The organism is Amphiplicatus metriothermophilus (assembly GCF_900199215.1).
Taxonomy (GTDB): Bacteria; Pseudomonadota; Alphaproteobacteria; order Caulobacterales; family Parvularculaceae; genus Amphiplicatus; species Amphiplicatus metriothermophilus.
In genome coordinates, this window is sequence record NZ_FZQA01000010.1 from 37,828 (window position 1) to 63,281 (window position 25,454).

The window sequence follows — 25,454 nt, forward strand, 5'->3', positions numbered from 1 at the left end:
AAAGCCGCTGTCATCGCCGGTTGCAGGCGGCGCGCCTGTGCGCATGATCAGCTTGCGCATCAGAGGGAGCGACCGTGACAGGCTATATCGATCCGACGCGAGAACAGTTCGGCGCCATGATGAAGCTGCCCGAAGAGGGGCCGATCTGGATGCTGAACATCATCCGCCTGCGCGAGAGCGCGGCCTATGAAGACGGTCGCAAGGCGACGGGGCGCGAGGCCTACGCCGCCTACGCGCGGGAAAGCGAAAAATTCTTCAAGGGCGTCGGCGGGCGCATCGTCTGGTCCGGCGAGCCGCGGCATGTGCTGATCGGCCCGGAGGACGAAAGGTGGGACGTCTGCTTCGTCGCCGAGTACCCCTCGGCCCAGGCCTTCGCCGACATGGTGAAGAATCCCGGCTATCAGGCGATCGTCCGTCACCGCCAGGCTGCGGTCGCAGACTCGCGCCTCATCCGCCTCAAGCCGGGCGAAGCGGGCGCGGTTTTCGGCTAGGCGCCGCCGGCTAAAGGCTTGTTCGCGCGGCCGGTTTGCGGCTAGGAAAAGGCCCCGTTCCTTTCCTCTGCGAACCAGAGAGCCGTTCATGCCGACGCCCATCCTCATGCCTGCCCTCTCTCCGACCATGGAGGAGGGGACCCTCGCCAAATGGAACGTCAAGGAGGGCGATAAGGTCGCGCCCGGCGACGTCATCGCCGAGATCGAGACCGACAAGGCGACCATGGAGGTCGAGGCGGTCGACGAGGGCGTCATCGGCAAGATCCTCGTCGAGGCGGGCGCGGAGAACGTGAAAGTGAACGAGCCGATCGCCGTTCTCCTGCAGGACGGCGAGAGCGCCGACGACATCGACCTTGAAAAGCTCAACGGCGCGGCCGCGCCCGCGCCCGAAGCGCGCAAGGAGGAAAGCCCGGCCGACGCGCGCGGCGAAGAGACCCCCGCCGACGGGAAAGAGAAGAAAGAGAAGGACGAGGCGCCGAAGGCGCCGGCCTTCGTTTCCGCCGCGAGCGATCCCGCGCTGCCGGACGATGTCGAGATGGTCTCCACGACCGTGCGCGACGCGCTGCGCGACGCCATGGCCGAGGAAATGCGCCGCGACGAGACGGTGTTCCTGATGGGCGAGGAAGTTGCCGAATATCAGGGCGCCTACAAAGTGAGCCGGGGCCTTCTCGAGGAGTTCGGGCCGAAGCGCGTGGTCGACACGCCGATCACGGAATACGGCTTCGCCGGCCTCGGCGTCGGAGCGGCCTTCGCCGGCCTCAAGCCCATCGTCGAGTTCATGACCTGGAACTTCGCGATGCAGGCGATCGACCACATTATCAACTCGGCGGCGAAGACGCGCTACATGTCCGGCGGCCAGATGGGTTCGCCGATCGTCTTTCGCGGGCCGAACGCGGCGGCCTCGCGCGTGGCCGCCCAGCACAGCCAGGACTACGCGCCCTGGTACGCCCATGTGCCGGGCCTCATCGTCATCGCGCCCTGGTCGGCGGCCGACGCCAAGGGCCTGCTCAAGGCGGCGATCCGCGACCCCAACCCGGTGGTCTTCCTCGAACACGAGCTTCTCTACGGCGACGCGCACGACGTGCCGAAGGTGGAGGACTGGGTGCTGCCCATCGGCAAGGCGAAGATTCAGCGCGAGGGATCGGACGTGACCATCGTCTCCTATTCGCGGGGCGTGAAGTTCGCGCTCGAAGCGGCCGAAAATCTGGCGGAGGAGGGGATCTCCGCCGAGGTCGTGGACCTGCGCACGCTGCGGCCGATGGACGTCGAAACGGTCGTCGAGTCGGTGAAGAAGACCAACCGCCTCGTCACCGTCGAGGAGGCGTGGGCCCCTTGCGGGATCGGCGCCGAGGTCGGCTGGCAGGTCGTCCATCGCGCTTTCGACTGGCTCGACGCCCCGCCCGCCCGCGTAACCCAGGAGGACGTGCCGCTGCCTTACGCCGCCAATCTCGAGGTCCTGAGCCTTCCGAATGCGGATAAAATCGTGAAGGCGGCGAAGGCGGTTCTGTATAAGGATTGACGGCGACATGCTATACGCCGGCCAGTGCCACTGCGGGAAGCTGAAAGCGTCTTTCGAAACGCAAAAGACGCCGGCCGAGCTCGGCGTACGCACGTGCCAGTGCGATTTCTGCCGGCGGGTCGGGGCGGTGAACATTTCCGATCCGGAGGGCGCCGTCGTGATCGACGCCGCCGAAGCCGACGTCCTCCGCTACCGCTTCGCGCTGCGGACGGCGGATTTCCTGCTGTGTCGCAATTGCGGGGTCTATATCGCCGCCGTGATCGGCGAGGGGGAAAACATCCGCTCCACGATCAATGTCGCCGGCCTGCGCATGAAGGCGTTTCTCAACGTCGAGGAAGCGCCGATGGAGTACGGCGCCGAGTCGACGGAGGAACGCATCGCCCGGCGCTTCCGCAAATGGACGCCGACTCGGTTTACGGATGCGGCGTTCGCCGCTTCCAATTTTGGACCGCATTAAGATTGGGCTTTTATTGCCGTGCTGGATATGAATGACCGATCAAATCAAAGTCACGTTGCATTCATGCATGAACGCAAGCCGCGCGCGAGTCTCCCTTCTCGCGCAAGCAGGAGAGGGGCCGGGGGCGAGGGGGATGCGGCGGCGAATCCTTTCTCGGGGCTTTGCGCTTATCTGCAGGCTCGACCGCCCTCGCCCCTAACCCCTCTCCCGCAAGCGGGAGAGGGAGATTTGCGGGATGCGCTGCGATTCCGCGCTGGAAAGCATTGAGCAAAAAAACGGATCATCAAATGCCCACACCGATCCTCATGCCCGCCCTGTCGCCGACCATGGAGGAAGGCGCGCTCGCCAAATGGAACGTCAAGGAGGGCGACAAGGTCGCGCCCGGCGACGTCATCGCCGAGATCGAGACCGACAAGGCGACCATGGAGGTCGAGGCCGTCGACGAGGGCGTCATCGGCAAGATCCTCGTCGAGGCGGGCGCGGAGAACGTGAAGGTGAACGAGCCCATCGCGGTGCTGCTCGCCGAGGGCGAAAGCGCCGACGACATCGACGTTTCCGCCCTCAAGGCCGGCGCCGGCGCGGCCAAGGGGAATGACGGCGCGCCCGCGCCTCAGCCCGCCGCCAGGAAGGAAGAAGACGCGAAGGCCGCGACGCCGCCCGACGCCGCGAAACAGAGCGAGGGCGCGAAAGCCCGATCGGACGCGGCCGACGCGCGCGCGCCGAAAAAGAACGGGCGCATCTTCGCCTCGCCTCTGGCGAAACGCATCGCGAAGCAGGAAGGGATCGACCTGTCGCTGCTCAAGGGCTCGGGCCCGCGCGGGCGCATCGTCAAGCGCGACATCGAAAAGGCGCTGAAGGAAGGCGTCGGCAAGCCCGGCGCGGCCGCGCCCGCCGTCGCGCCGGCGTCGGTCGATCCGCGGCTCTATCCGCCGGAGAGCTATGACGCGGTCAAGCTCGACGGCATGCGCAAGACCATCGCCCGCCGTCTGACCCAATCCTTCAACCAGGAAGTGCCGCACTTCCCGCTCAATATAGACGTGGAGCTGACGCGCCTGCTCGAAGCGCGCGCCGCGCTCAACGCCATGGCGCCGAAGGAGGGCGAGGGCGCTTACAAGCTCTCCGTGAACGACTTCGTGGTGAAGGCCGCGGCGATGGCGCTGATGCAGGTCCCGCACGCCAATGCAACCTATACGGACGAAGCGATCCTTCTGCACAAGCACGCAGACATCGGCGTGGCGGTCGCCATCGAGGGCGGGCTCATCACGCCCATCGTCTGGAAGGCCGAGACCAAGGGGCTGAAGCGGATTTCCGCCGAGATCAAGGATCTCGCGAGCCGCGCCCGCGCGCGCAAGCTCAAGCCCGAGGAATATCAGGGCGGCACCTTCTCGGTGTCCAATCTCGGCATGTTCGGGATCACGTCCTTCGCCTCGATCGTCAACCAGCCGCACGGGGCGATCATGTCGGTCGGGGCGGGCGAGGAGCGCGCCGTCGTGCGCGGCGGCCAGATCGTCGCGCGCGCGATGATGACCGTGACGCTCACCTGCGATCATCGGGTCGTCGACGGCGCGGTCGGGGCCGAGTTCCTGGCCGCATTCAAGAAGCTCATCGAAGAGCCTTCAGCGATGCTGTTGTGAGCACCGCCGCGCGGGCGCGTCGATTGAAAACCGCGCCCGCGACGTTTAAGCTCTCGCCATGACGGTCAGACCTGTCGTGAAAGAAGCCGGACGAGCGGCTGCGCTGGCACAGGCCGCGACCGCGGCGGCCGCCGTGATCATCCTCGCCCTGATATTGTCGTCGCGGGCGCTGGGACTCGACATGCCGAACTGGCTCGGCGAGTGGCGCACGGGCGCGCTGTTTGCGGCGAGCGCGGTGCTGATCGTTTCGTTTCAGGTCTTCTTCCAGCAATATATCGAGGCGCGCGCCGTCAAACGCGGCCTGCTCGACCGTCTGCATGAGGAGCAGGCGCAGGCGGACGCATTGCTGGCGCGGCTTGAAGGACGGACGGCTGAAGAACACGCAACGGCGCGGGCCGGGGCGGGCGCGTCCGCGCGCGCCGGGTTTTCTCAGGAAAGCGGCGATTGATGAACCGCGCGCGCCGAGCTTGAGGCGCGGTTGCGGGCTGAATGCCGCGAACTTCGCTATATTTCGGTCTTCGCCGATCTGCAGGACATGGACGAGACGGGGCTCGCGAGCCTGCTCAAGCGGGTCGTCGCCGCGCGCGGCGAGCTTGAGAAGGTCGTTTACGCCCACGATCTCGGCCCGAAGCGTCTGCTGAAAGCCGGGCTTGGCGGACTGTGCGCGGTGGTCGGCGTCGTGACCCTGGGCGCCGTGGGCCCGCTCGCGCTGGCGGGCGTCGCGATCGGCGTCGCGCTGGCGGCCGAAGAGACGCTGGATATCGCCGAGACGCGCTTCAGGATCGTCCAGGATGCGGACCTGGCCGATATCCTGACCGGGCTTCAGGAGCGCATCGAAGAGGAATGCGCGCGCCGAGGCCTGTGAGCCCGCGCGGGCGCGGAGGCGCGCCGACGCCGGGGCGCCCCTTCGTCCTCGTCCTCTTCCTCGTGGTCGACATCCGTCCGGCGCAGCAGCCGGGCGAGCCATCCCGGCAGGCGGCGTTCGAGCCAGTGCAGAAAACGCTCGAACCAGCCGAAACGCCTGCGCAGAAAGCGAATGAAGGCCGGCGCGACCGCCGCCAGCAGCAGGAAGCCGATGATGATGAAAACGAAGCCGAAAGGGATCGGCGACCACATCCAGATCATCCCGAAGACGATCAAGAGGACGGCGAAGACCGCGATCGCGAATTTGAAAAGCCCCATCAGCATCCGTCGCCTTCCCTGGCCGATTCGGCCTCGCCGCCGGGATCGGTTTCCTCGACCACAGATTTGACGTTTTTCGGCGCGCGTTTTCCAGCCATTTCCACCAGCCGGTCGAACCAGCGCCAGCGCCGCCGCAGGGCGCGGATCAGCGGCCGGGCGGCCGGATTCGCCAGCGCGATCATCAACAGCCCCACGCCTATCAGCACGACGCCGGCCGGCAGCGGCGAGACGGCCGCGACGATCCCATAGACGATCAGGACCGCGCCGGTCAGCGAGGTCAGCAGGCGGGCGAGCATCGGTCCGGTCTCCTGCGGCCGCCGCTTGAGCCCTCGGCGCCGCGGCGATAGCATCCTTCCCGGACGCATATAAGGCGCCGTTCGCAAAGAGGGAAGAAATGCCCGATCACGGAGAAATCCGTCGTCCGCGCGCGAAATTCCGCGCCATGACGGAAGGAACGCAGGAGGACTGGAACATCATCGCGGGCGAGTTCGCTTCCTTCGCGGCGAACGGCGGGCGGCGCATTCTCGATCATCTGAAGCTGCTCGAGGGCGATTGCGGCGGCTTTCCCGTCGACCGTCTGACGCACTGCCTTCAGACCGCGACTCGCGCCTGGCGCGACGGGCGCGACGAGGAATATGTCGTGTGCGCCCTAATCCACGACATCGGCGACATTCTTGGCGCCTACAATCACCCGGACATCGCGGCGGCGATCCTCAAGCCCTTCGTGTCGGAGGCTAATCACTGGATGGTCGAGAAGCACGGGATTTTCCAGGGCTATTACTTCTTCCATTATCTCGGCATGGATCGCGACATGCGCGAGCAGTTTCGCGGTCATCCGCATTTCGAGCGGACGGCGGAGTTCTGCGAGAAATACGATCAGACGGCATTCGATCCGGATTACGACACGATGCCGCTCGAAGCCTTCGAGCCGATGGTGATGTGCGTTTTCGCCGCGCCGAAGAACACCATATATGTTCTTCCAGAGAACCAGTGAAGCCCTGCCGGCGCGCGCTATCTGAGCGCGCGAGGAGAGGCGCGTCGTTCATCTCCATACGGACGCCGTCGAGTAACGCGCAGGAAGCGATCAATCCTTGCCGCCGCCGCGCCGTATGCGGCGTTCGCCGTTTACGGCGCGAGGTCGCCGTCGCCGGCGCGGTTTCCTTCGCGCACGCCGCCGGCGACGAGCTTCTTCCAGGCGTCCTCCGGATCGGAGGCGTACTGAAAGAGCGTGAGGTCGCGCGCGTCGATCATGCCGTGATCGACCAGTTGCTGGAAATTCACCGCGCCGCGCCAGTATTCCTCGTCGAACAGCACGATGGGAATGATCGGCGCCTTGCCGGTCTGGGTGAGCGTCAACAGCTCGAACAGCTCGTCGAAGGTGCCGAAGCCGCCGGGAAAGATGACGAGGGCGTTGGCGCGCATGGCGAAGTGCATCTTGCGCATGCCGAAATAATGGAACTGAAAGGTCAGCTCAGGCGTCGAGTATGAGTTCGGCTCCTGCTCGAAGGGCAGGCGGATGTTGAAGCCGATCGACGGCGCGCCCGCCTCGGCCGCGCCGCGATTGGCCGCCTCCATCACGCCGCCCCCGCCGCCGGTGGCGATGACGTTGTCGCGCCAGCCGTCGTGATCGGCGTCCTGGGCGCCGCCGCGCTGCGAGGCGATACGCCCGAACTCGCGCGCCGCGGCGTACCACGCGGCGTGCTTGCCGGGCCCGTCCTCCCTGATGCGCGCCGAGCCGAAGACGACGATGGTCGAGCGCACCCGCGCGGCGCGCAGCGCCTGCTCGGCCTTTTCGTATTCGAGCAGGAAGCGCACCCCGCGCAGGGAATCGCCGAGGAGAAAATCCTGGTCGAGCGCGGCGAGGCGATAGGCCGGCGAGGCGAGCTGGGCGGCGTTCGAAGGCGGCGGTTTCGGGTCGGTCATGATGCGAAGACACCAAAGGGGAAAGTTTCTGTCGAGGGCCCGTCAGGCGCCGCCGGTTTCGGCGTCGTAGGCCTTTAGGAGGCGCCTGGGCGCCTGCGCGCGCCAGACCCGGATAAGATTGGCGCGCGCCCACTGAAGATCAAGGCGTTCGGGCCGGACGAGCACGAGCGGGTAGTCGCGATAATGCGGCGTGTAAAAGAACGTGTCCGGATCAGCCTCGATCAGCATCTCGCGCTCTTCGAAGGATGTCTTGAACACGGGCGCGTCTTCGTGCGGGCTCCACCACGTCCACAGCTTGCCGTGGGCCTTGAGACAGGGCTGGCCCTACGAGGTTCCCTCGCTCACGCCCGGCAGGCCGAGCGACAGCGCGAGTTTTTTGAGCGCCTCGAAGCTCGCGGGCCTGCGCCGCGCGCGCCGCGCCGCCTTCGTGCGGCGGGGCTTCGCCGTGACGGCGCGCGGCTTCTTCGTTCCGGCGACGTGCGCTTTCGCGGCGGCGATAAGATTTTCGAAGGCGCGCACGCCCATTCGGTTGATGTGCGGCCGACCGAGCGCGGCGTTGACGCGCAGGCGCAACGCTTCCGCGTCGGCGTCCGCAAGCTCCTCGAAGGTTCGCACGCCGATCAGTTCAAGATAATCCGCCGTCTTCGGTCCGCATAGCGGCGCCGCCTCGATCAGCCGTCTCGCTCTCGCGCTCAACGCCATGTCCGCTTCTCCGCCGGTCCCGAAGCGGTTTTCCGCTTTCCCGCAGACGGTTGCAAGCTCGCCGGTCGATTTTCTGGAGAACGCGCGTCGCCTCCGCCTGCGACGGCCCATGCGGGGCGGTCGATGCGGCGCGCGGCCCATATTCTGTGTGCACACTATATCGGACGGATCAGGCGCGACATCGCCGGCGCCGGCCGGCGCGAGGAAACGCCGTCGGCGGCCCCAAGGGCGCCGCCGGCTTCGGCGTCAGGCCGCGCGACCGGCTCGCGTGCGACGCAGCCGGACAAGGCGGCCGCAAGCCTGCCGGCCGGAGCGACGGGCGCGTGGCGCGTGGGCCGCCGGGCGGTGTGTCCTGTCTGCGTCGGTCTATTGAAAACTGCAGCTAAGTCCTTGAATCCGTGTTGTCCGCCTCCCGGCGTATGATAATTTCCCCGCAGGCGGGCGAACGCGACTGTTGCGTCATATTCCGCCGCCTCCTTAGCGGACGGTCTTCGCGTTTGCTCGTGACGTTCGAATGAACAAACGAAAGCGCGGGCCAACCTGCGCCGTCATCGAGGGAGGAAAAAATGCAGACCAGAACGAAAGCCCGCCTGCTGGCGGGCGCGGCCGTCGTCGGCCTGTCGGCGCTCGCCGCGCCGGCGGGCGCGCAAACCGGAAGCGACGACATCATCGTCGTGACCGGCACCCGGGTCGAAGGAAAGTCGCCGACCGAAACGCTTTCGCCCATCGACGTGCTGCCGGGCGATTCGCTCGCCGATCAGGGCTCGTTCGATCTCACCGACACGCTCACCAACATCGCGCCTTCCATCAACACCCAACGTTTCCCGATCGCGGACGGGACCTCGTTCATCCGGCCCGTGAACTTGCGCAATCTTGCGCCGGACCAGACTCTCGTGCTTGTGAACGGCGCGCGCCGCCACCGCTCGGCGCTCGTGAACCTTCAGGTCGAGCCGTTCGGCACGGTCAATCAGGGCGCGCAGGCGGTCGATTTCGGGCTTATTCCCTCGATTGCGATCAAGCGTCTTGAAGTGCTGCGCGACGGCGCCTCGGCGCAATACGGCTCGGACGCCATCGCCGGCGTCATCAACATCATCCTGCGCGACAACGCCGAAGGGCTCGATCTTACTGCGCAGTACGGACAGTACTATGAAGGCGACGGCGAGAGGTTCCGTCTGGCCGGCAATCTCGGCCTGCCCCTGGGCGAGAACGGCTTTTTCAACTTCTCCGCGGAATATGTCAGCTCCGACATCACCTCGCGGGGCAGCGCGCGCCCTGACGCGGCCGCGGTCGCGGCCGTGGTCGGCGCCGAGAACGTGCCTTTCGACGGGCTCGGCCAGCGCTGGGGCGATCCGGACATCGAAGGCTTTCGGCTGTTCTTCAATTCCGGCATCGATCTCGGGGACAACAAGGAAATCTACGCCCACGGCAGCTACGCCGATCAGGAAACCGTATCGGGCTTCTTCTATCGCGCGCCTTTCGGGATTCCCGGCGTGGCGCCGCGCGCCACATTGTGCGTGTGCGACGCTTCGGGGAATCCGCTGCCGACGCCGCAGTCCATCGTCGACGACATTATCGCGCAGGGACTCGATCCCAACGACTTCCTGACCGCGGATGCGGGAAGCCCCAGCGGGTTCGTGTCGCTCAACCCGATCCACACGCTGTTCCCGGGCGGCTACAACCCGACTTTCGGCGCCGACATCCAGGACTACGCCGGCGTGTTCGGCGTGCGCGGGGAGAAGGACTGGGGCCTGCAATGGGACATCAGCGGGCGCTTCGCCGAGAACCAGATCCAGTACGTCCTCATCAACTCGATCAACCCCGGCCTCGGAATCAACTCCCCGCTCGAATTCCGGCCCGGCGATCTCGCCCAGCGCGAGCTCGGCGTGAACGCGGACTTCGTCTATCCGTGGGTCGTTGACGGGCTCGCTTCGCCGGTGAACATCGCCTTCGGCGCGGAGTATCGGCGCGAAGTCTATGAGATCAAGCCGGGCGATCCCGATTCCTTCGCCTTCGGACCGACGGGCATTCTCTTCGGCGTCGGCTCCGACGGCTTCCAGGGCGACTCGCCGGACGCGGCCGGAATCTTCCGCCGGCCGAGCTACGCCGGCTATGTGGACGTCGAGACCGACCTGACCGAATGGCTGACCTTCGGCGCGGCCGGCCGCATCGAGAACTTCCCCGACTTCGACGAGACCACCTTCGACTGGAAAGTCTCGGCGCGGGTGCAGCCCATGCCGTGGTTCGCGCTGCGCGGCACGGTCAACACCGGCTTCCGCGCGCCGACGCCGGGCCAGATCAACACGCTCGACGTGACCACGACGTCCGACGCGATGGGCAATCTCGTCCCGCTCGGCACTTTCCCGGTGAACAGCGTCGTCGCGCAGGTGCTCGGCGCGCAACCGCTGACGCCTGAGGAGTCGTTCAACATCACCGCCGGCGTCGTCTTTACGCTGACGGACAATATCAGCGTGACGGTCGATTACTACAATATCGACGTGGACGACCGCATCGCGCTCGTCACGCAGACGATCACGCCCGGCTCGCCGGAGGACATGGCGCTGATCGCGGCGGGCTTCCCCGGCCTCGGCCAGGCGTCGTTCTTCCAGAACGGCTTCGACACCACCGTCGAAGGCGTCGACGTGACGGCCGTGGCGACCTTCGACGTCGGCGTCGGGACGGTCACGTTCGACGCGCGCCACAGCTACAACGAGCAGACCGTCGATCGCGTGCTCGCCGGCTCGATCGACGCCGAGCGCGTCTTCGACCTCGAAAATCAGCTTCCGAACCATCGTTCGGTGCTGACCCTGTCCTATGACTCCGGCGACCGCCTGAGCGGCTTCGTACGCGCCAACCGATACGGCGAGTGGCAGGACTTCACCTTCGGCGAGATCGGCGAGTTCGGTTCCGAATGGCTCATCGACCTCGAGGTCAAGTTCCGCCTGACGGAGCAGTTCGCCTTCGCCGCAGGGGCGGAGAACGTGTTCGACAACTTCCCGGACGACGAGACGAACAGCGTGCTCACCTTCCTCGGCGCGACGCGCCCCGTCTCCTCGCCCTTCGGCTTCAACGGCGGCTTCTGGTACGTTCGCGCCGAGGCGAGCTTCTAGCCTCTCGCGGCGGCGCCTGCTACGATCGCCCCCGGCCCCTTGCGGCCGGGGGTTTTTTCGCGAGGCGGCGATGGATGATCCTTACACGCACCGACTTGCGACCATGGCCGATCTCGACGCGCTCAAGCGCCTCATGAACGAGGCGATCGCCGGCCATCTGCCGCATTTCCTGACGCCGGAGCAGACCGAGGCCTCCTACGAGATCATGGGCCTCGACACGCAGCTGATCGAGGACGGAACATATTTCGTCATCCTCGACGGGGCGGAGATCGTCGCCGGCGGCGGCTGGTCCTTCCGCGCCACCCTGTATGGCGGCGACCATACGCAGGGACGGAGCCCGCGCCGGCTCGACCCGGCGCGCGAGCCCGCGCGCATCCGCGCCATGTATGTGAGCCCCCGCCACGCGCGGCGCGGCCTCGGCCGGCGCATTCTCGCGCTTTGCGAGACGGCCGCGCGCGCGGCCGGCTTCGCGCGCGCCGAGCTCGTCGCCACCATGGCCGGCCTGCCGCTCTACAGGGCGTGCGGCTATGTCGTGGAGCGCGAATTTTCCGACCGGACCCGCCGCGGCGTCGCAGTGCCGCTCGCGACGATGTCGAAGCGGCTCGACCGGGATCGGTGATCCGCCGTTTTCTTGCGGACATGCGCAGCGGGTCGACGCTCGCGCCCGGCGACGGTGAGAAAATTTTTTCTACAATATAATCAATTGGTTGGGTGGTTTTCCGGGGATAACTATCCACGTTCGGGCGGATAGTTATCCCCGCCCTTCGGCTTGGCTCTAGAGTCGGCGGCGTAACGCGTTCTGGAGCTTTGCGATGGAATTCTCCCCCAACCTGTCTCTTTCCTATCTTCAGGCTGCGCAGGCGCAGAAGCATGTGACGGTGAACGAGACGTTCCGCCGGCTGGACGCGCTGGTGCAGCTGACGGTCGAGTCGCGCACGACCGCCGCCCAGCCCGCAAGCCCCGCCGACGGCGACGCCTGGATCCTGCCGGCGAACCCCAGCGGCGCCGACTGGGCCGCCATGAGCGAGGGCCATATCGCCGCCTGGCAGGACGGCGCCTGGGTCGAGATCGCCCCGCCGGTCGGCTGGCGCGCCTGGGTCAAGGACGACGAAGCCCTCGTCGTCAAAACCGCTGCGGGCTGGAAGACCGTCGCCAGCGACGATCCCGCCTTCGACACGCTCGGCGTCAACACCACCGCCGACGCGACCAACCGCCTCGCCGTCAAGGCCGACGCCGCGCTGTTCTCCCACGACGACGTGACGCCCGGAACCGGCGACATGCAGGTGAAGCTCAACAAGGCGGCTGCGGGCGGCACGGCCTCCTTCCTGTTCCAGACCGGCTTTTCCGGCCGGGCCGAGTTCGGCCTCGTCGGCGACGACGCCTTCCGCCTCAAGGTCAGCCCCGACGGCTCAAGCTGGACCGACGCGCTCGTCGTGGACAAGGATGACGGCTTCGTCGGGATCGCGCTGGGGAGCATCGGAACGCCCGAGAACGCCTTCCACGTCGCCGGCGACGCGAACAGCCCCGGCGGCGAGCTGCGCCTTCTGTTCGACACCTACAACGCGGGCAATTCGCAGGCCGGCCGGGCGGACTTCCGCAAAGCGGGCTCCAGCACGAAGGGCGGGCACGGCGCGACGGCGAACGGGGAGAACCTCGGCAACTTCACCTTCCTCGGCGACGACGGGACCGGCTTCACCAACGGCGCCTTCTTCGGCGCCATTCAGGAAGGAGCGGCCGGAACCTACACGCCCGCCGCCATCCGCTTCGCCACGTCGGACGGGACGAACAACTGGACCGAGCGGCTGCGCCTGCAGGCCGACGGCGCGCTGCGCCCGACCCCGGACAATACGCATACGCTGGGCACGGCCTCGTTCCGCTGGAGCGAGGTGTTCGCCGCGACCGGGACGATCAACACCTCCGACGCGCGCGAGAAAGACGTGATCGGCCCGCCGAGCGCGGCCGAGAAGCGGGCGGCCCGGCGCGTGCTGGGCGCAATTGTCAAATATCGCTGGCTGGACGCGCTGGCGGCCAAGGGCGAGACGGCGCGCATTCATTTCGGCGTGACGGCGCAGGCGGTGCAGGCGGCCTTCGCCGCCGAAGGGCTCGATGCGGGGCGCTACGGCCTGTTCTGCGAGGACCCGGTCATGGAGGCGGTCGAGGAGCCGGCCGGGACGCCGGACGGCATTCCCTGCGCGACGACGCGCCCGAGCGGGCGGTCGCGGCTCGGCGTGCGCTACGAGGAGCTGTTCGCCTTCGTGCTGGCGGCGCTGGCGGACCCCGATGCGGGAGCAGGGGGCCTGTCATGAGCGGGACGGAGACGCTGAGGCTATCGCCGGCGGGGCTGGCGCTGATCAAGCGGTTCGAAGGCCTGCGGCTGGAGGCCTACAGGGACGCGGCCGGCGTGTGGACCATCGGCTACGGGCACACGTCGAAGGCGCTCGACGCGGCGGCGGAGGCCGCAACCGGCGAACAGCGCCCTCGCTTCTCCATCGAAAAGGGGCGCGTCGTCATCGACGAGGCTGACGCCGAGGCGCTTCTGCGCGCGGACGCAGGCCGGTTCGAGCAGGCGGTGCGCGCGGCGGTCGCGGTTCCGCTTGAACAGCACGAGTTCGACGCGCTGGTCTCGCTGGCGTTCAACATCGGGGCGGCGGCGTTTGCGGGCTCGACGGTGGTCAAGCGGCTGAACCGGGGCGACCGGGCCGGGGCGGCCGAGGCGATCCTGTGGTGGGACAAGGCGCGTATTAACGGCAAGTACCGGCGCGTGGAGGGTCTGGCGCGCCGTCGGGCGGCGGAAAGGGCGTTGTTCCTCGGCGCGAACCCGGTAAGCAATGAGCCATGCTGAACGCGCTCGACCTGTTCTTCGTCTATGTCGTCCCATGCTTCGGCTTCGCAGCCATGCTCGTGGCGGCGGGGCCGGCCCCGGCTCAGGGGCCGGGGCAAGCCTTGCCGGCGCCGCGATATTCTCTATACCGGCCTGCGCAGACGGGCCCGAGGAACGGCGAACATGAGCGTAACCACGGTCAATTCTTCGGCGGCCGCGACGCGGCCGACGCTTATTTTCGAGGATCTCGCGGCCGGCATGCGCATGTCGCAGGTCTGGCGGGCCTTCGCCTGGGACGAGATGCAGAATCGCTATCGCCGCAGCGTGCTGGGGCTTTTGTGGATCGCGGCCGCCTATTTCATCTTCGTCGTCGGCGTCGGCTTTTTCTTCACCGGTTTTTCGAGCGCCACGACGTCGTTCTTCATCACCTATGTGGCGCTGGGCTATGCGACGTTCCAGTTCCTCATGGGGAACGTCACCGACGGCTGTCAGGTTTTCACGTCGTCCGCGTCCTGGATCAAAAGCGCGGCGCTTCCCTATTCGATCTATGTCTACAAGAGCGTGTTTCGCTCGCTGTTGACCTTCGGGCTGCAGTTCGCCATGGCCCTCGCCATCATTCTCTATCTCGGCTGGCGGCCGACCTGGCACGCCGTCCTGGCGATTCCGGCGCTCGGCCTGTTCATTCTCGACGCCGTGGCGATTCAGTATCTGTTCGGGCTTGTCGCAGCGCGCTTTCGCGACGTGATTCACCTCGTCGGCGCGATCACGCGGCTGCTGATCTTCGTGACGCCCATCATCTGGGTGCGCGAGGAGCAGGGCGGCATGAGAGGACTCATCGCCGACGTCAATCCGCTCACGCATTTCGTCGAAATTTTCCGTCACCCCCTCATGGGCGCCGAACCGCGGCAGCTGAGCTGGGCAGTCGCGCTGGCGCTTTCGGCGGTGATCTGGCTCGTCGCGGCCGCAGCGGCGGCGCGCATGAAACGCCGGCTGCCGTTCTGGGTGTGACATGGCGACTGTTCAGGGCGGCGATCAGATGACGCATTCGACGCGCGCGGCGCAAAAGGAGGCGGACGAATCCGCGGCCCCGTTCCTCGCGGATGGGGCGGGCGAGCCGGTTCCCGCCGTCTCGGCTGAACAGACGGGCGGCCCGTCGATCGCGGTGCGGAACGTCTCGCTCGTGTTCCCTCTCTATGAACGCGCCTTGCCGGCCGCGCCGACGCGGGAGGACGACGACGATCACGCCGGCCCGCCGCCTGCCGAGGACGAACGCATCCTGCTCTCGCCGGACGGCGGCATCATCGGCGTTCGCGCCGTCCATGACGTCTCCTTCGACATCGGCAAAGGCGAAAGGGTGGCGCTGATCGGCAAGAACGGCGCAGGCAAGACCACCCTCCTGCAAATCCTGGCAGGCATTCTCACCCCGGACGAAGGGGAGGTGCGCACCTGCGGGCGAACGACCAATCTCATTCGCATCAATCTCGGCATGCGCGGGGAGGCCTCCGGCCATCGCAACATCACGCTTCTGGGCCTGGCGGCCGGACACGCGCGCGAGGAGATAGAAGCCAAACGCGAGCAGATCGCGGCCTTCTCCGAGCTCGGCCGGTTTCTGGACATGCCCGTCGAGACCTATTCGGCCGGCATGCGCATGCGGCTCAACTTCGCCATCGCCACGGCGTTCGAGCCGGAGATTCTGATCCTCGACGAATGGCTGAGCGCCGGGGACGCGGCTTTCCGCAAGAAAGCGACCGAGCGCATGCAGGAATTCGTCGGCACGGCGAACATTCTCATCTTCGCCTCGCACAGCCGGCGGATGCTGCTCGACAACTGCACGCGCGGCATCTGGCTGGAGCGCGGCCGGATCCGCGCCGACGGCGACATCGAGGATTTGCTCGACGCCTATGAAGCCGAGAGCGGCGCATCGCGATCCTCGGCCTGAGGGCGACGATGCCGGACGGAACAGGGATGATGGGAAGGGCGATGCGGATCTTTATCACCGGAACGGCGGGCTTCATCGGGTTTCATCTGGCGCGTCGGCTGATCGCCGACGGCCACGAGGTGTTCGGCTATGACGGCCTGACGCCTTATTACGATCCCGAGCTGAAAAAAGACCGGCTCGCGCTCCTCGAAGCGACGGGACGCTATCGCGGCCGCATCGCCATGCTGGAGGACAAGGCCGCGCTCGCCGACGCGATCGGCGAATGCCGGCCTGAGATCGTCGTTCATCTGGCCGCGCAGGCCGGCGTGCGGTACAGCCTCGACAACCCGCAAGCCTATATCGATTCCAACATCGTCGGGACGTTCAATCTTCTGGAGATCGTCCGCGCCGCCCCGCCGAGGCACCTGCTCATCGCCTCGACAAGCTCGGTCTACGGCGATGCGGAACGCACGCCCTTCGCCGAAACGGATCGCTGCGATTTTCCCATCTCGATCTATGCGGCGACGAAAAAGTCCTGCGAGGCGATCAGCCATAGCTACGCGCATCTGTTCGATGTTCCGACGACCTGCTTCCGCTTTTTCACCGTCTACGGACCGTGGGGAAGGCCGGACATGGCGCTGTTCAAATTCGTTCGCGCGATCCGAAAGGGCGAGCCCATCGACGTTTACGGCGAAGGAAAAATGCGGCGCGACTTCACCTATATCGACGATCTTGTCGAAGGGCTTGCGCGGCTGCTTGCGGTTCCGCCGGAGAAAGGAAAGCCGCTCGAAGCGCCGGGCGTCGAGGACAGCCTGTCGCCGGTCGCGCCCTGGCGCGTGGTGAATATCGGCGGCGGCAATCCGGCTGGCCTGATGGATTTCATCGCCGCCGTGGAGCAGGCGCTCGGCAGGAAAGCCGAGAAGAATATGCTGCCCCGACAGATGGGCGACGTCGTCGAAACCTTCGCGTCGCCTGCGCTGCTGCGCGCCCTCACCGGCTTTGCGCCGTCTACCGACCTGGCGGTCGGGGTCAAGGCCTTCGTCGACTGGTACACGGAGCGGTACGCCGATGGCTGAGCGGGCCTGCATGGGGAGGGCGCGCGCGGGCGACCGACTGTCCTTCAGCATCGCAGTGCCGGTCGGCGGTTATCATCCTTTCCTGCCGCGCAATCTCGCCAGTCTGTCCGCGCAGCATGCGGCGCTGCAGGTCAGCCTGTTGGACGCATCCGGCGATCCGCGCGTCAGGGATGTCGCTGATCGTTACGGCGCGCTGCTCGCCTATCGACGGCATGGTCCGGATGCCGGACAGTCGGCCGCCATTATAGAGGGGTGGGCCAATACGCCCGGCGAGATACTCGGCTGGCTCAACGCTGACGACATTCTCATGCCGGGCGCGCTTGCACGCGCCGAGGCGGCCTTCCGGCGCGATCCTTCGCTCGACATGGTCTACGGGCACAGCGTGATCCTCGACGATGCGGGCCGCATGATCGGGTACCACTGGGCGGTGGAGCCGCAGGAAGAGCGTATTCTCGAGACTAACGTAATCTCCCAACCATCCTGCTTTTTCCGGCGAGAAGCTTACGAGAGAGCGGGAGGGCTCGATCGGGACCTTCATTATACGATGGATTGGGATTTATGGGTCCGGCTCTTCAAATCAGGCGCCAAAATCGGCTTCATCAATGCGCCTCTATCGATGGTGTTGTGGGGGCGGGAAACCAAGACAGCTTCCTTCAATACACGACGTCGGGCGGAACTCGCCCGCCTCATCGACGCGCATGCCTCGGGCGGCCGGCGCAGGCGGACCTTTCGGGGATTCGCTGTACAGGCGTTTCTGGATCGACTGAATCCAGGCTTTCCAAAAGATTCCCTTCTGCATTTCCTGCATCGCAGAAGCCCTTCGATCTACGGCGTGCGCGCCGATGGATGGATAGAATCGAAGGCGAGGTTATATCTCGCTCATTACGACGACACGCCGAAGCGCGGAGTCGAAATCGTTTTTGCGCGCGCGGCGCGCGGCGCGCGCCTTGAATGCGATAAGATCGTGGCGCGCGTCGATGCGGATGGGCGCGCTCTCAAGGCGATCTTTGAACAGCCGATCGAGGCTGGACAGACGGTGGTCCTCGATATCGCCCTGCCGCAGGGCGGAGCACGGTTACGCGCTTGCGCGTGGATTTAGGTTGCGGAGATAATTACGCTCCCGTCAGCCTCGTCGCTGACCGCGGGCTTCTGCTATTCATTCTGTATGCAGAAAATCAGCGATCTTTTCAATCGCGAGCAGGCTCACGCGACGCACGGCGTCCACAGTGTTGGAGCCGTTATGAGAGCCGAAAATGCATTTGTCGAAAGCGCGTAGCGGCGAATCGGCCGGGAGCGGCTCGATTTCGAACACGTCGAGCGCGGCGGAATGAATGATGCCGCTCTCGAGTCCTTTTACAAGCGCGGATTCTACAATCACGGGCCCGCGAGAGACGTTGACGACGCGCACCCCGGGCTTGAGCTTTTCCAGCAACGCTTCGTCGAACATGCCGCGGGTGGCGTCATTCAGCGGGCAGGCGAAGATGAGAAAATCGGCTTCGCCGACTCGCTCCGGCCAAGGCGCGCATTCCACGTCGAGTCCTTTGATCGGCGCATACATCGGATCGTAGGCGATGACCCTGGAGCCGCAGGCGAGGATTCGCCGCGCGATTTGCCGACCGATATCTCCGAATCCGATGACGGCGACCGTCTTGCAGGTCATGCTGATGCCGGCGGGCTTCGGCCAGGTTTTGTTTTCGCGAATCTGACGATCTATCCAGTACGTTTGCCTGGCCAGACCGAGCGCATATGTCAGAGCGACGTCGGCAACCTCGGACCCGAATACGCCTGGGGTGTTCGCCACCGGCACGCCAAAATCCTTGAAGGCGGCGAAATCGACATTATCGACGCCGACGCCCCATTTGATCGCCGCCTTGAAGCGGCCTTTCACGCCCGCCTCGACCACGGCGCGGGTTGCCGGGTCGTCTCCCATGATCCAGCCGTCATATTGAGGCAGGCTTGCGATAAGCTCCGCCTCGCTCTTGACCTGGCGCACTTCGGCGGGAACGCATTCAAGATCGCGCGCGGCGAACGCGTCCTGAAATTCATCGATCAGCCCAAGCATAGGCGGGCATGTCACCAGCACTTTATATTTGGCCATACGATTTCCCTGCGATGAAATAGCGCCTGTTATGATTCGGGCAGCGCTTCGCCACTCGCGATTCTCCTTAGGATCGATTCGGCGATGAACCAGTCGAACGGCTCGTCGATGTCGATTGATTCGAGCGCAGGCGTTTCAAACAGCAAGGGCTTTTCGCCGATGCGCGCGCCGGTTTTTGCAAAGCTCGCAGGCGTAAACACATAGCCTACGGAATTCTCCTCGAGATAAGGCGGCAGGTCCTGCGTGCGCACCAGGTTCTTCGGGTCATGATTGATCGCTTCGCCTTCCGGCGTGTAGAAGCGCGTTCTATGCGCCGTGACGGTGAACAGCGAATCCGCCGCGCCGCGCCGCTCGGCATCGTAGAAAACCGCGAGCATCCGCGAAATTGTTTTGGCGCTTAAAAGCGGGTTCGTCGTGTGGGTCATCAGAAAATAATCGGATTCCACATTTGCGACGTCGTCTGCGAGAACGAGATTCATGGAGACGAAATCGCCGCAGATTTCCGGTTTGCGGTCCCGGATCAGAACCTTGCCGCCGCAGTCGCCGTCCTTGAGTCCTTTTTCCGCCAGAATACCGCGCGCGTCGGTGTTGATGACGATCTGATCGACCTCAGGCGTTGCTGCGAGCGTATCGAGAACCCAGCGGAACAGCGGCTTGCCGGCGATGGCGCGAAAGTTTTTCGATGTCACGCGTGCGCTGTGCGCCTTCATCGGCAAAAGAGCGGTAAGGCGCTTCGAGCCTTCGAGCATACGGACCCCTTATGAGAATTGACGGCGCGTCTATTGAGCCTTGTCGCGCCCGTTGGCGAGAGCCAGCGTTCGCGTTTCCGTGGTCGACCGCTTATGGTCGACATGGCGTTTCGGCCGTGGGTAATAGTAGCGCTCTTTCTGCGCGCGCGAGAGCGTGCGATGCTCGTTGTGACCGCGATAAGTTCCCCAATACTGCATGATGCGAAATCCCAGAATGCCCGCCGCCTCTTTGAAAAAGACCTTGCGGCTCAGCGCTTCAGAGAAATCGTGCATGATCGCGGCGCTTAGGTAACGCATGAAATCACCGAAGTTAAAATGCACTTCCGGCATGATCTCCCGCAGTGTGAGCGCTTCGCGATAGTAGCGTCGTTTGACCTGTTCGAGCGTTTCTTCATGGATGTGGATCACGGGTGCGTCGGCGACGTAACCGATCTTGCCGCCCTCCCTGACGATAGACTTGGCGAGCACCATGTCTTCAAGGCCAGTGACGGCTTCGTCGAAACGGTGTTTCGCCCACAGCTCCTTGCGGATCGCGGCGTTGGCGTTGTTGCAGAAAAAGTCTCCCTGCGGGATCTTGTCAAAGTCGGAAAAATATTTAGCGAACACTTGATGTTCGGAGAACCGGGTGAGCTCGTGTCCGATCTGCTTTCCATAGACGTAGTCGGCCGCGCCTTGCCGAATCGGGCTGATGAGATTCGCCAGCCAGCGCTCATGCGCGGGAATGCAGTGGGCGGAGATGAATGTCAGAATATCGCCGGCGGCTGCATCGCAGCCGTAGTTGAGCGAACGGCCGAATGTGAATTCCGATCTCTTGATGTGAATCACCCGGCAGCCGTGGCGCTCAGCGATCTCGAGCGTGCGGTCCGTCGAGCCTGAGTCCACCAGGATGATTTCTATGCCCGCGTCTTCGATTTTTTGGGCTTTACACGCGTCCAGCGCGGCCTCAAACCACTTTTCTTCGTTGAGCGCGCGAAAGATGATGCTGACAAAGGTTTTCGGGCGGTTCACCGGTGCCGTCCTCAAGCTGGCGCCGTCAAAGGGCGCGGAGGGATTATAGTCAAGCCGGCGGAATTTAGACGCGTCGCGACGAGTTTTCCACCCCGTCTGCTTGGATGGGCCCCGCCGCGAGCGCTCCTTCATCGGCGGCGATGCGCGTCATATCGTCGGCGGCCGCCTTTAGCGCCTCGATCTCATGGCGCATAAGGTTGAGCTGGGCGATCGTCGCCCGTCGAGTGTAAAGTAACAGAATGAACAAGCTCCAGATCAGGCCGCTGAGAAGGACATAGGCTGCTGCGAAACCGCGTGAAAAAGCGCCTGGTTCGGCCAGTAACGCGACGAGCCCGATGGCGAGAATTGCTCCTGGGGTCAGGCAGGCGAAGAGGTTCGTCCGTAGAAATCCAAGCAGTTTGCGCGCCGCGTTCATGGGCGAGGGCGGGGTGACGGCTTCGCTCTGAGCAGGGACGGGCGCACGGGCCGCAGGCAGCGGCTCGTCTGCTGGCGAGGGAGTCGCGCCCGGACCGAGCAGGCTCTGAAGATCGACAAAGGGAAAGCATCTTACGGCCGAATCAGCATTGGCGTTATAAGCCTCGACCCCGGCTTTCCTGAGCAGAAGGGCGGCCGCGCGCCACGCGCCGACATGCAAGCCTGGACGCGGATTGGGAATGTTGTAGCGGTCTCCCGGCTGCTGATAACCGTCAAAGAAGTAGTTGGGATTTTCTCCTGCGCGCACGACTTCGAGCTCTATCCCGTTCCGGCGCTCGGCCCCGTCGACGACCTCCTTGTAACGGCCATCGACGCCGAGCAGTACGATCTTTTTGAAACCGAGCGTCGCGATCCATAGCGCTGCGTGGCTACCGGTGGTGATCGCCGGCTCTTGGAGCAGTTCGAGGCGCGCACGCAACGCGTCGAAATTCACCACGCGCCGGGTGTGGGCCGCATCGCCCAACGCCTCTATAAGATTTTGACGCAAAAGAAACTTTTCGATTCGGCCTTCCTCAATGAGCGCGGCGATTTCGGCCTTGTGAGACAGGCCGACCGTGAGGTCGAGGCAGGCGTAGTATGTCGGTCGCCAGCCGATCCGCCGCCAGTAACGATAAGCGGCGTTCAGTCCGATCGTCGCATAATCTGAAAGCGCGGCCAGATCGACGCCCCGCAAGGACGGACCGTTGCCGAGAACGAATGCGGTATGCGCGTCAGCGCGCACAATCGGAGCATGCAGGCCGGTGGTGCTCATGGATGCGAGGTATGTCATTTTCGTATCGGATCGTCTATTACCCCGCCGAATTCGACTTGCGAGTTCCCATTGCCCGATCCGCGTCTTCTCCTGATTGATTTTACGTCGATGTCCGGACCGGCGGCGACGAGCGTGCTCAAGGCCGCTTATTTCGGCGACTGGCGGATGGATGCGCTCTTGCACGTGATGGACATAGGAGGGGGGCTGCTGGGGGCGGCGGCCGGCATGAAAGCGCCGAGGGAGATTAACGCAGGCGAAAGGAGCGCCCACGATTTGGTCGACGCATTCAATCCCCAGGCGATTCTTTACAGACCTGTGGCGGATTCGCAGAAGCTTCATGATTTCGCTATGGCGGCGATCGACGCCGGCCTGGCGAAGGGCGCCGGCTTGGCGCTTTGGATAATGGACGACTGGCCGGCCAGGCTCGAGAAAACCGATCCTGAACTTTTCCGGTTATACGACAGGGATTTGCGTACTCTTTTTTCGAAAGCGCATGTGAATTTCGCCATCTCGGGCAGCATGGCGCAGGCATTTGCCGAGCGCTACGGCGCGCATTTTAAGGTGGCTCATAACGGCGTTGATCCAGTCGGGTGGCCACGCCAGGCGCGAAAGCGAAAAAAGCGAGTCATAATCCGATACGCCGGCTCTCTGGCGCCAGACATGACCCGTCAAAGCGTGGTCGACGTCGCCCGGACGATTTCCAGGCTTGCGCTACGCGGGGAACCAGTGCGTTTCGAAGGTCTTACGCATAGCCACTGGATGAGAGAATGCGGCGAGACATTGAACGCGATGCACGCCGTTTCCTTCAGGGCGTCCAACCTAAGCGAAGTCGCTTACAAGCGCTGGTTAAGCAACGCGGACATTCTGCTTATCGCGTATAATTTCGACGAAGCCACCCGCACGTACATCAAATATTCGTTTCCGAACAAATTGCCGGAGGTTATGGCGGCGGGCGCAGCGATTATCGCCTATGGACCGGAAGACCTTGAAGCCATGGCTTGTCTGCGCCTATGCGGCGCAGCGCTGATGGTTACGCAGAAAGAAGAAGCGGCGCTTGAAAACGCAATTCTCTCGCTGGTCCGGGACCGGTCGAAACGGCTCGCTTTGGGCGCAGCTGCGCGAAAGCGTGCGTTTGAGCATTTTGCGTTCGGTCCGATGAAGGCGCGTTTTAAACAGGATCTTTTCAACATTATCGATATGCCGGGTGGGTCGGGACAGGGCGGAGCAAGTCACGCCATCGGATTGACGGCGCTGCCGTATCCTTCGACCTACAGGCGTTTCGTCAACGCCGTGCATGACAAGGCGCCGCTCATATTCATGGCGCTGCAGCCGATAGCGAGAGGGCTTCGCGCCATACTTGCCCCCGTTTTGAAATTTCGCCGCCGAAGCTCGGCAGCCGTTCCGGAGCATAAGGAATAAGGAATTGTCTTGACGGACGCCCGCAGGACGATCTCAGACCGCAACATGATCGCAAAACCACGCATAAGCATCGGCAAGACCATCGCGTAGGCCGATGCTAGGTCGCCAGCCCAAAGCGGATAACCGTCCGACGTCAAGCAGTTTGCGGGGCGTCCCATCAGGCTTCGAATGGTCGAACGCGAGTTCGCCCTCGAAGCCTGCGACCTCCATGACGAGCCGCGCGAGCTCCGCGATGGTCACGTCCTCGCCCGCGCCCACATTGACGTGCTGTTCGCCCGAATAGTTCTGCAGCAGAAAGACGAGCGCGTCGGCGCAATCGTCGACATGAAGGAACTCGCGGCGCGGGGCGCCCGATCCCCACACCGTCAGCGTTTCGCCGCCGCGCGTCTTGGCCTCATGCGCCTTGCGGATGAGCGCCGGGATGACATGGGAGTTCTCAAGGTCGAAATTGTCTCCCGGCCCGTAGAGATTGCACGGCATGGCGGCGATGAAGTCGGCGCCGTGTTGGCGGCGATAGGCTTGGCATAGCTTGAGTCCTGCGATCTTCGCGACGGCGTACCATTCGTTCGTCGGCTCGAGCGGCCCGGTCAGGAGCGCTTCCTCGCGGATCGGCTGCGCGGCGAGCCTGGGATAGATGCACGAGGAGCCCAGAAACAGGAGCTTCTCGACCTCGGAGCGGAAAGCGGCCTCGATGACGTTCGTCTCGATGACGAGGTTTTCGTACAGAAAATCCGCCGGGAAAGAATCGTTGGCCAGAATTCCGCCGACCTTCGCCGCGGCGAGGAGCACGACGTCGGGTTTCTCCCTGGCGATCCAGGCGCGCGTCGTCTCCTGATCGCCGAGATCGAGCTCCTCGCGTCCCACCGTAAGGATCTCGCAGTTCTCCTTCGCCAGTCGGCGAACGAGCGCAGCCCCCACCATGCCCCGATGGCCGGCGACGAAGACGCGCTTGCCGGCGAGCCGATAGCAGGGCGCGCCGGATTCGAACTCAGCCGTGCCGGTCATTGCGCCATTTCTCACGCTCGACCGCCTCAAGATCGGCGGCCACCATCTCCTTCACCAGCTGCGCGAAGTCGACTTTCGGCGCCCAGCCGAGCTTCTCCTTAGCCTTCGAGGCGTCGCCGACGAGAAGGTCGACTTCGGTCGGGCGGAAATAGCGAGGATCGACTCGCACGAGAACGGCGCCGCTGTTCGCGTCTCGGCCCGTTTCCTCGACCCCGGCGCCTTCCCAGGCGATCCGTCGGCCCACCTCGGCGAAGGCGCGCTCGACGAACTCGCGTACGGAATGGACCTCGCCCGTCGCCAGGACCCAGTCGTCAGGTTCGGGGTGCTGCACGATCCGCCACATGCCCTCGACATAGTCGCGGGCATGGCCCCAGTCGCGCCGGGCGTCGAGATTGCCCAGCCACAGCGTTTTCTGGAGGCCTTTTTCGATGGCGGCGATGGCGCGGGTGATCTTTCGGGTCACGAAGGTCTCCCCGCGGGTGGGGCCCTCGTGGTTGAACAGGATGCCGTTCGAGGCGTGGATCCCGTAGGCCTCGCGGTAGTTGACCGTGATCCAGTAGGCATAGAGCTTGGCCGCGCCGTACGGGCTGCGGGGGTAGAAGGGAGTATTTTCGGTCTGCGGGATTTCCCGGACCTTGCCGTATAGCTCCGAGGTCGAGGCCTGATAGAAGCGCACTCTTTTCTCGAGCCCGAGAATACGGATCGCCTCGAGCAGCCTGAGCGGCCCGAGCGCGTCGGCGTTGGCGGTGTACTCGGCGGTCTCGAAGCTCACCTGCACGTGGCTCTGGGCGGCGAGATTGTAGATCTCGTCGGGCCGGGTCTCCTGCACCAGGCGGATGAGGTTGGTCGCGTCGGTCATGTCGCCGTAGTGGAGAAAGAAGCGCGTCTCTCCCTCATGCGGGTCGACATAAAGGTCGTCCACCCGTTCGGTGTTGAAGGAGGAGGAGCGTCGCTTCACCCCATGGACGACATAGCCCTTGTCGAGCAGGAATCGGGCGAGGTATGCCCCGTCCTGGCCGGTGACGCCGGTGATGAGGGCGGTTTTGGGGGTCATGGACGTTTTCCATGCAGAAGTCTTCAACCTTATGGCCCTGAGCCGGCGCTGCTGGCAAGAACTGCC

At 64.7% G+C, this 25,454-nt stretch carries 27 protein-coding genes; 16 read left to right on the forward strand and 11 right to left on the reverse strand.

The features are described 5' to 3' along the window. Positions 1–74: 74 nt before the first annotated feature. From CHB64_RS14545 to CHB64_RS14570, 6 genes are all read left to right on the forward strand, one after another. Entirely contained in the window at positions 75–491 is a 417-nt protein-coding gene (locus tag CHB64_RS14545) for a DUF1330 domain-containing protein (RefSeq protein WP_089413362.1), read from the forward strand. A gap of 88 nt (positions 492–579) precedes the next feature. Next, on the forward strand, positions 580–2,010 hold the full coding sequence (locus tag CHB64_RS14550) for a pyruvate dehydrogenase complex E1 component subunit beta (protein ID WP_089413363.1): 1,431 nt from the start codon (positions 580–582) through the stop codon (positions 2,008–2,010). 7 nt (positions 2,011–2,017) lie between these two features. Beyond that, positions 2,018–2,467, forward strand: a complete 450-nt coding sequence (locus CHB64_RS14555) for a GFA family protein (RefSeq protein WP_089413364.1) — start codon at positions 2,018–2,020, stop codon at positions 2,465–2,467. A gap of 287 nt (positions 2,468–2,754) precedes the next feature. Further along, positions 2,755–4,101 carry a pyruvate dehydrogenase complex dihydrolipoamide acetyltransferase gene (locus CHB64_RS14560; RefSeq protein WP_089413365.1) on the forward strand — a complete coding sequence of 449 codons (1,347 nt, stop codon included), beginning with the start codon at positions 2,755–2,757 and terminating at the stop codon, positions 4,099–4,101. 58 nt (positions 4,102–4,159) lie between these two features. Then, on the forward strand, positions 4,160–4,549 hold the full coding sequence (locus CHB64_RS14565; protein ID WP_089413366.1) for a hypothetical protein: 390 nt from the start codon (positions 4,160–4,162) through the stop codon (positions 4,547–4,549). Between the two features lie 30 nt (positions 4,550–4,579). Beyond that, positions 4,580–4,966: a hypothetical protein gene (locus tag CHB64_RS14570; protein ID WP_089413367.1), complete on the forward strand. Its 387-nt coding sequence runs from the start codon at positions 4,580–4,582 to the stop codon at positions 4,964–4,966. On the opposite strand, the gene CHB64_RS14575 is transcribed toward CHB64_RS14570, so the two are convergent. Both CHB64_RS14575 and CHB64_RS14580 read right to left on the reverse strand, forming a co-directional pair. Beyond that, positions 4,924–5,289, reverse strand: coding sequence for a hypothetical protein (locus CHB64_RS14575; RefSeq protein ID WP_089413368.1), 366 nt, complete (start codon positions 5,287–5,289; stop codon positions 4,924–4,926). The genes CHB64_RS14570 and CHB64_RS14575 overlap by 43 nt on opposite strands. After that, the gene (locus CHB64_RS14580; protein ID WP_089413369.1) at positions 5,283–5,579 is read right to left on the reverse strand and encodes a hypothetical protein; all 297 of its coding nucleotides are present in this window, start codon (positions 5,577–5,579) and stop codon (positions 5,283–5,285) included. Before CHB64_RS14580 ends, CHB64_RS14575 begins: the two co-directional genes overlap by 7 nt. 98 nt (positions 5,580–5,677) lie before the next feature. Between CHB64_RS14580 and CHB64_RS14585 the strand changes: the two genes are divergently transcribed. Then, on the forward strand, positions 5,678–6,277 hold the full coding sequence (locus CHB64_RS14585; protein WP_089413370.1) for an HD domain-containing protein: 600 nt from the start codon (positions 5,678–5,680) through the stop codon (positions 6,275–6,277). A 131-nt stretch (positions 6,278–6,408) separates the two neighbouring features. On the opposite strand, the gene CHB64_RS14590 is transcribed toward CHB64_RS14585, so the two are convergent. The 3 genes from CHB64_RS14590 to CHB64_RS15470 all read right to left on the reverse strand — a co-directional run bounded on the left by CHB64_RS14590 (position 6,409) and on the right by CHB64_RS15470 (position 7,908). Then, positions 6,409–7,206, reverse strand: a complete 798-nt coding sequence (locus CHB64_RS14590) for an LOG family protein (RefSeq protein WP_089413371.1) — start codon at positions 7,204–7,206, stop codon at positions 6,409–6,411. Positions 7,207–7,248: 42 nt separating this feature from the next. After that, positions 7,249–7,464 (reverse strand): hypothetical protein, encoded by a 216-nt coding sequence (locus CHB64_RS14595; protein ID WP_200815404.1) that lies wholly within the window; start codon positions 7,462–7,464, stop codon positions 7,249–7,251. A 66-nt stretch (positions 7,465–7,530) separates the two neighbouring features. Beyond that, positions 7,531–7,908 (reverse strand): hypothetical protein, encoded by a 378-nt coding sequence (locus CHB64_RS15470; protein ID WP_200815405.1) that lies wholly within the window; start codon positions 7,906–7,908, stop codon positions 7,531–7,533. Positions 7,909–8,474: 566 nt separating this feature from the next. On the opposite strand from CHB64_RS15470, the gene CHB64_RS14600 reads away from it, so the two are divergent. The 8 genes from CHB64_RS14600 (at position 8,475) to CHB64_RS14635 (ending at position 17,929) form a co-directional block, all read left to right on the forward strand. Beyond that, complete coding sequence (locus tag CHB64_RS14600) at positions 8,475–11,015, forward strand: TonB-dependent receptor plug domain-containing protein (protein ID WP_089413372.1); 2,541 nt, start codon at positions 8,475–8,477, stop codon at positions 11,013–11,015. 70 nt (positions 11,016–11,085) lie between these two features. Continuing rightward, positions 11,086–11,634 carry a GNAT family N-acetyltransferase gene (locus CHB64_RS14605; protein ID WP_089413373.1) on the forward strand — a complete coding sequence of 183 codons (549 nt, stop codon included), beginning with the start codon at positions 11,086–11,088 and terminating at the stop codon, positions 11,632–11,634. A 193-nt stretch (positions 11,635–11,827) separates the two neighbouring features. Next, a complete protein-coding gene (locus tag CHB64_RS14610; RefSeq protein ID WP_089413374.1) occupies positions 11,828–13,321 on the forward strand; it encodes a DUF2793 domain-containing protein in 1,494 nt (497 codons plus the stop codon). After that, on the forward strand, positions 13,318–13,857 hold the full coding sequence (locus tag CHB64_RS14615; protein WP_200815406.1) for a lysozyme: 540 nt from the start codon (positions 13,318–13,320) through the stop codon (positions 13,855–13,857). Before CHB64_RS14610 ends, CHB64_RS14615 begins: the two co-directional genes overlap by 4 nt. 162 nt (positions 13,858–14,019) lie before the next feature. After that, a complete protein-coding gene (locus tag CHB64_RS14620) occupies positions 14,020–14,844 on the forward strand; it encodes an ABC transporter permease (protein ID WP_159462524.1) in 825 nt (274 codons plus the stop codon). 28 nt (positions 14,845–14,872) lie between these two features. Next, the gene (locus CHB64_RS14625; protein ID WP_089413384.1) at positions 14,873–15,775 is read left to right on the forward strand and encodes an ABC transporter ATP-binding protein; all 903 of its coding nucleotides are present in this window, start codon (positions 14,873–14,875) and stop codon (positions 15,773–15,775) included. 41 nt (positions 15,776–15,816) lie between these two features. After that, positions 15,817–16,830: an NAD-dependent epimerase/dehydratase family protein gene (locus tag CHB64_RS14630; protein ID WP_089413376.1), complete on the forward strand. Its 1,014-nt coding sequence runs from the start codon at positions 15,817–15,819 to the stop codon at positions 16,828–16,830. Beyond that, complete coding sequence (locus tag CHB64_RS14635) at positions 16,823–17,929, forward strand: glycosyltransferase (RefSeq protein WP_089413377.1); 1,107 nt, start codon at positions 16,823–16,825, stop codon at positions 17,927–17,929. The genes CHB64_RS14630 and CHB64_RS14635 overlap by 8 nt, the downstream gene beginning before the upstream one ends. A gap of 57 nt (positions 17,930–17,986) precedes the next feature. On the opposite strand, the gene CHB64_RS14640 is transcribed toward CHB64_RS14635, so the two are convergent. From CHB64_RS14640 to CHB64_RS14655, 4 genes are all read right to left on the reverse strand, one after another. Further along, a complete protein-coding gene (locus CHB64_RS14640; protein WP_200815407.1) occupies positions 17,987–18,928 on the reverse strand; it encodes a phosphoglycerate dehydrogenase in 942 nt (313 codons plus the stop codon). 29 nt (positions 18,929–18,957) lie between these two features. Then, positions 18,958–19,677, reverse strand: coding sequence for an acylneuraminate cytidylyltransferase family protein (locus CHB64_RS14645; protein ID WP_311726468.1), 720 nt, complete (start codon positions 19,675–19,677; stop codon positions 18,958–18,960). Positions 19,678–19,707: 30 nt separating this feature from the next. After that, on the reverse strand, positions 19,708–20,685 hold the full coding sequence (locus tag CHB64_RS14650) for a glycosyltransferase (RefSeq protein ID WP_200815409.1): 978 nt from the start codon (positions 20,683–20,685) through the stop codon (positions 19,708–19,710). A gap of 64 nt (positions 20,686–20,749) precedes the next feature. Beyond that, positions 20,750–21,928 carry a hypothetical protein gene (locus CHB64_RS14655; protein WP_143266037.1) on the reverse strand — a complete coding sequence of 393 codons (1,179 nt, stop codon included), beginning with the start codon at positions 21,926–21,928 and terminating at the stop codon, positions 20,750–20,752. 51 nt (positions 21,929–21,979) lie between these two features. Between CHB64_RS14655 and CHB64_RS14660 the strand changes: the two genes are divergently transcribed. Next, positions 21,980–23,329, forward strand: coding sequence for a glycosyltransferase family protein (locus CHB64_RS14660; protein ID WP_089413380.1), 1,350 nt, complete (start codon positions 21,980–21,982; stop codon positions 23,327–23,329). A 33-nt stretch (positions 23,330–23,362) separates the two neighbouring features. On the opposite strand, the gene fcl is transcribed toward CHB64_RS14660, so the two are convergent. Together fcl and gmd are read right to left on the reverse strand one after the other, a co-directional pair. Beyond that, positions 23,363–24,334, reverse strand: coding sequence for a GDP-L-fucose synthase (gene fcl / locus CHB64_RS14665; protein WP_089413381.1), 972 nt, complete (start codon positions 24,332–24,334; stop codon positions 23,363–23,365). Continuing rightward, positions 24,318–25,388 (reverse strand): GDP-mannose 4,6-dehydratase, encoded by a 1,071-nt coding sequence (gene gmd, locus CHB64_RS14670; protein ID WP_089413382.1) that lies wholly within the window; start codon positions 25,386–25,388, stop codon positions 24,318–24,320. The genes fcl and gmd overlap by 17 nt, the downstream gene beginning before the upstream one ends. Positions 25,389–25,454 lie beyond the last annotated feature (66 nt).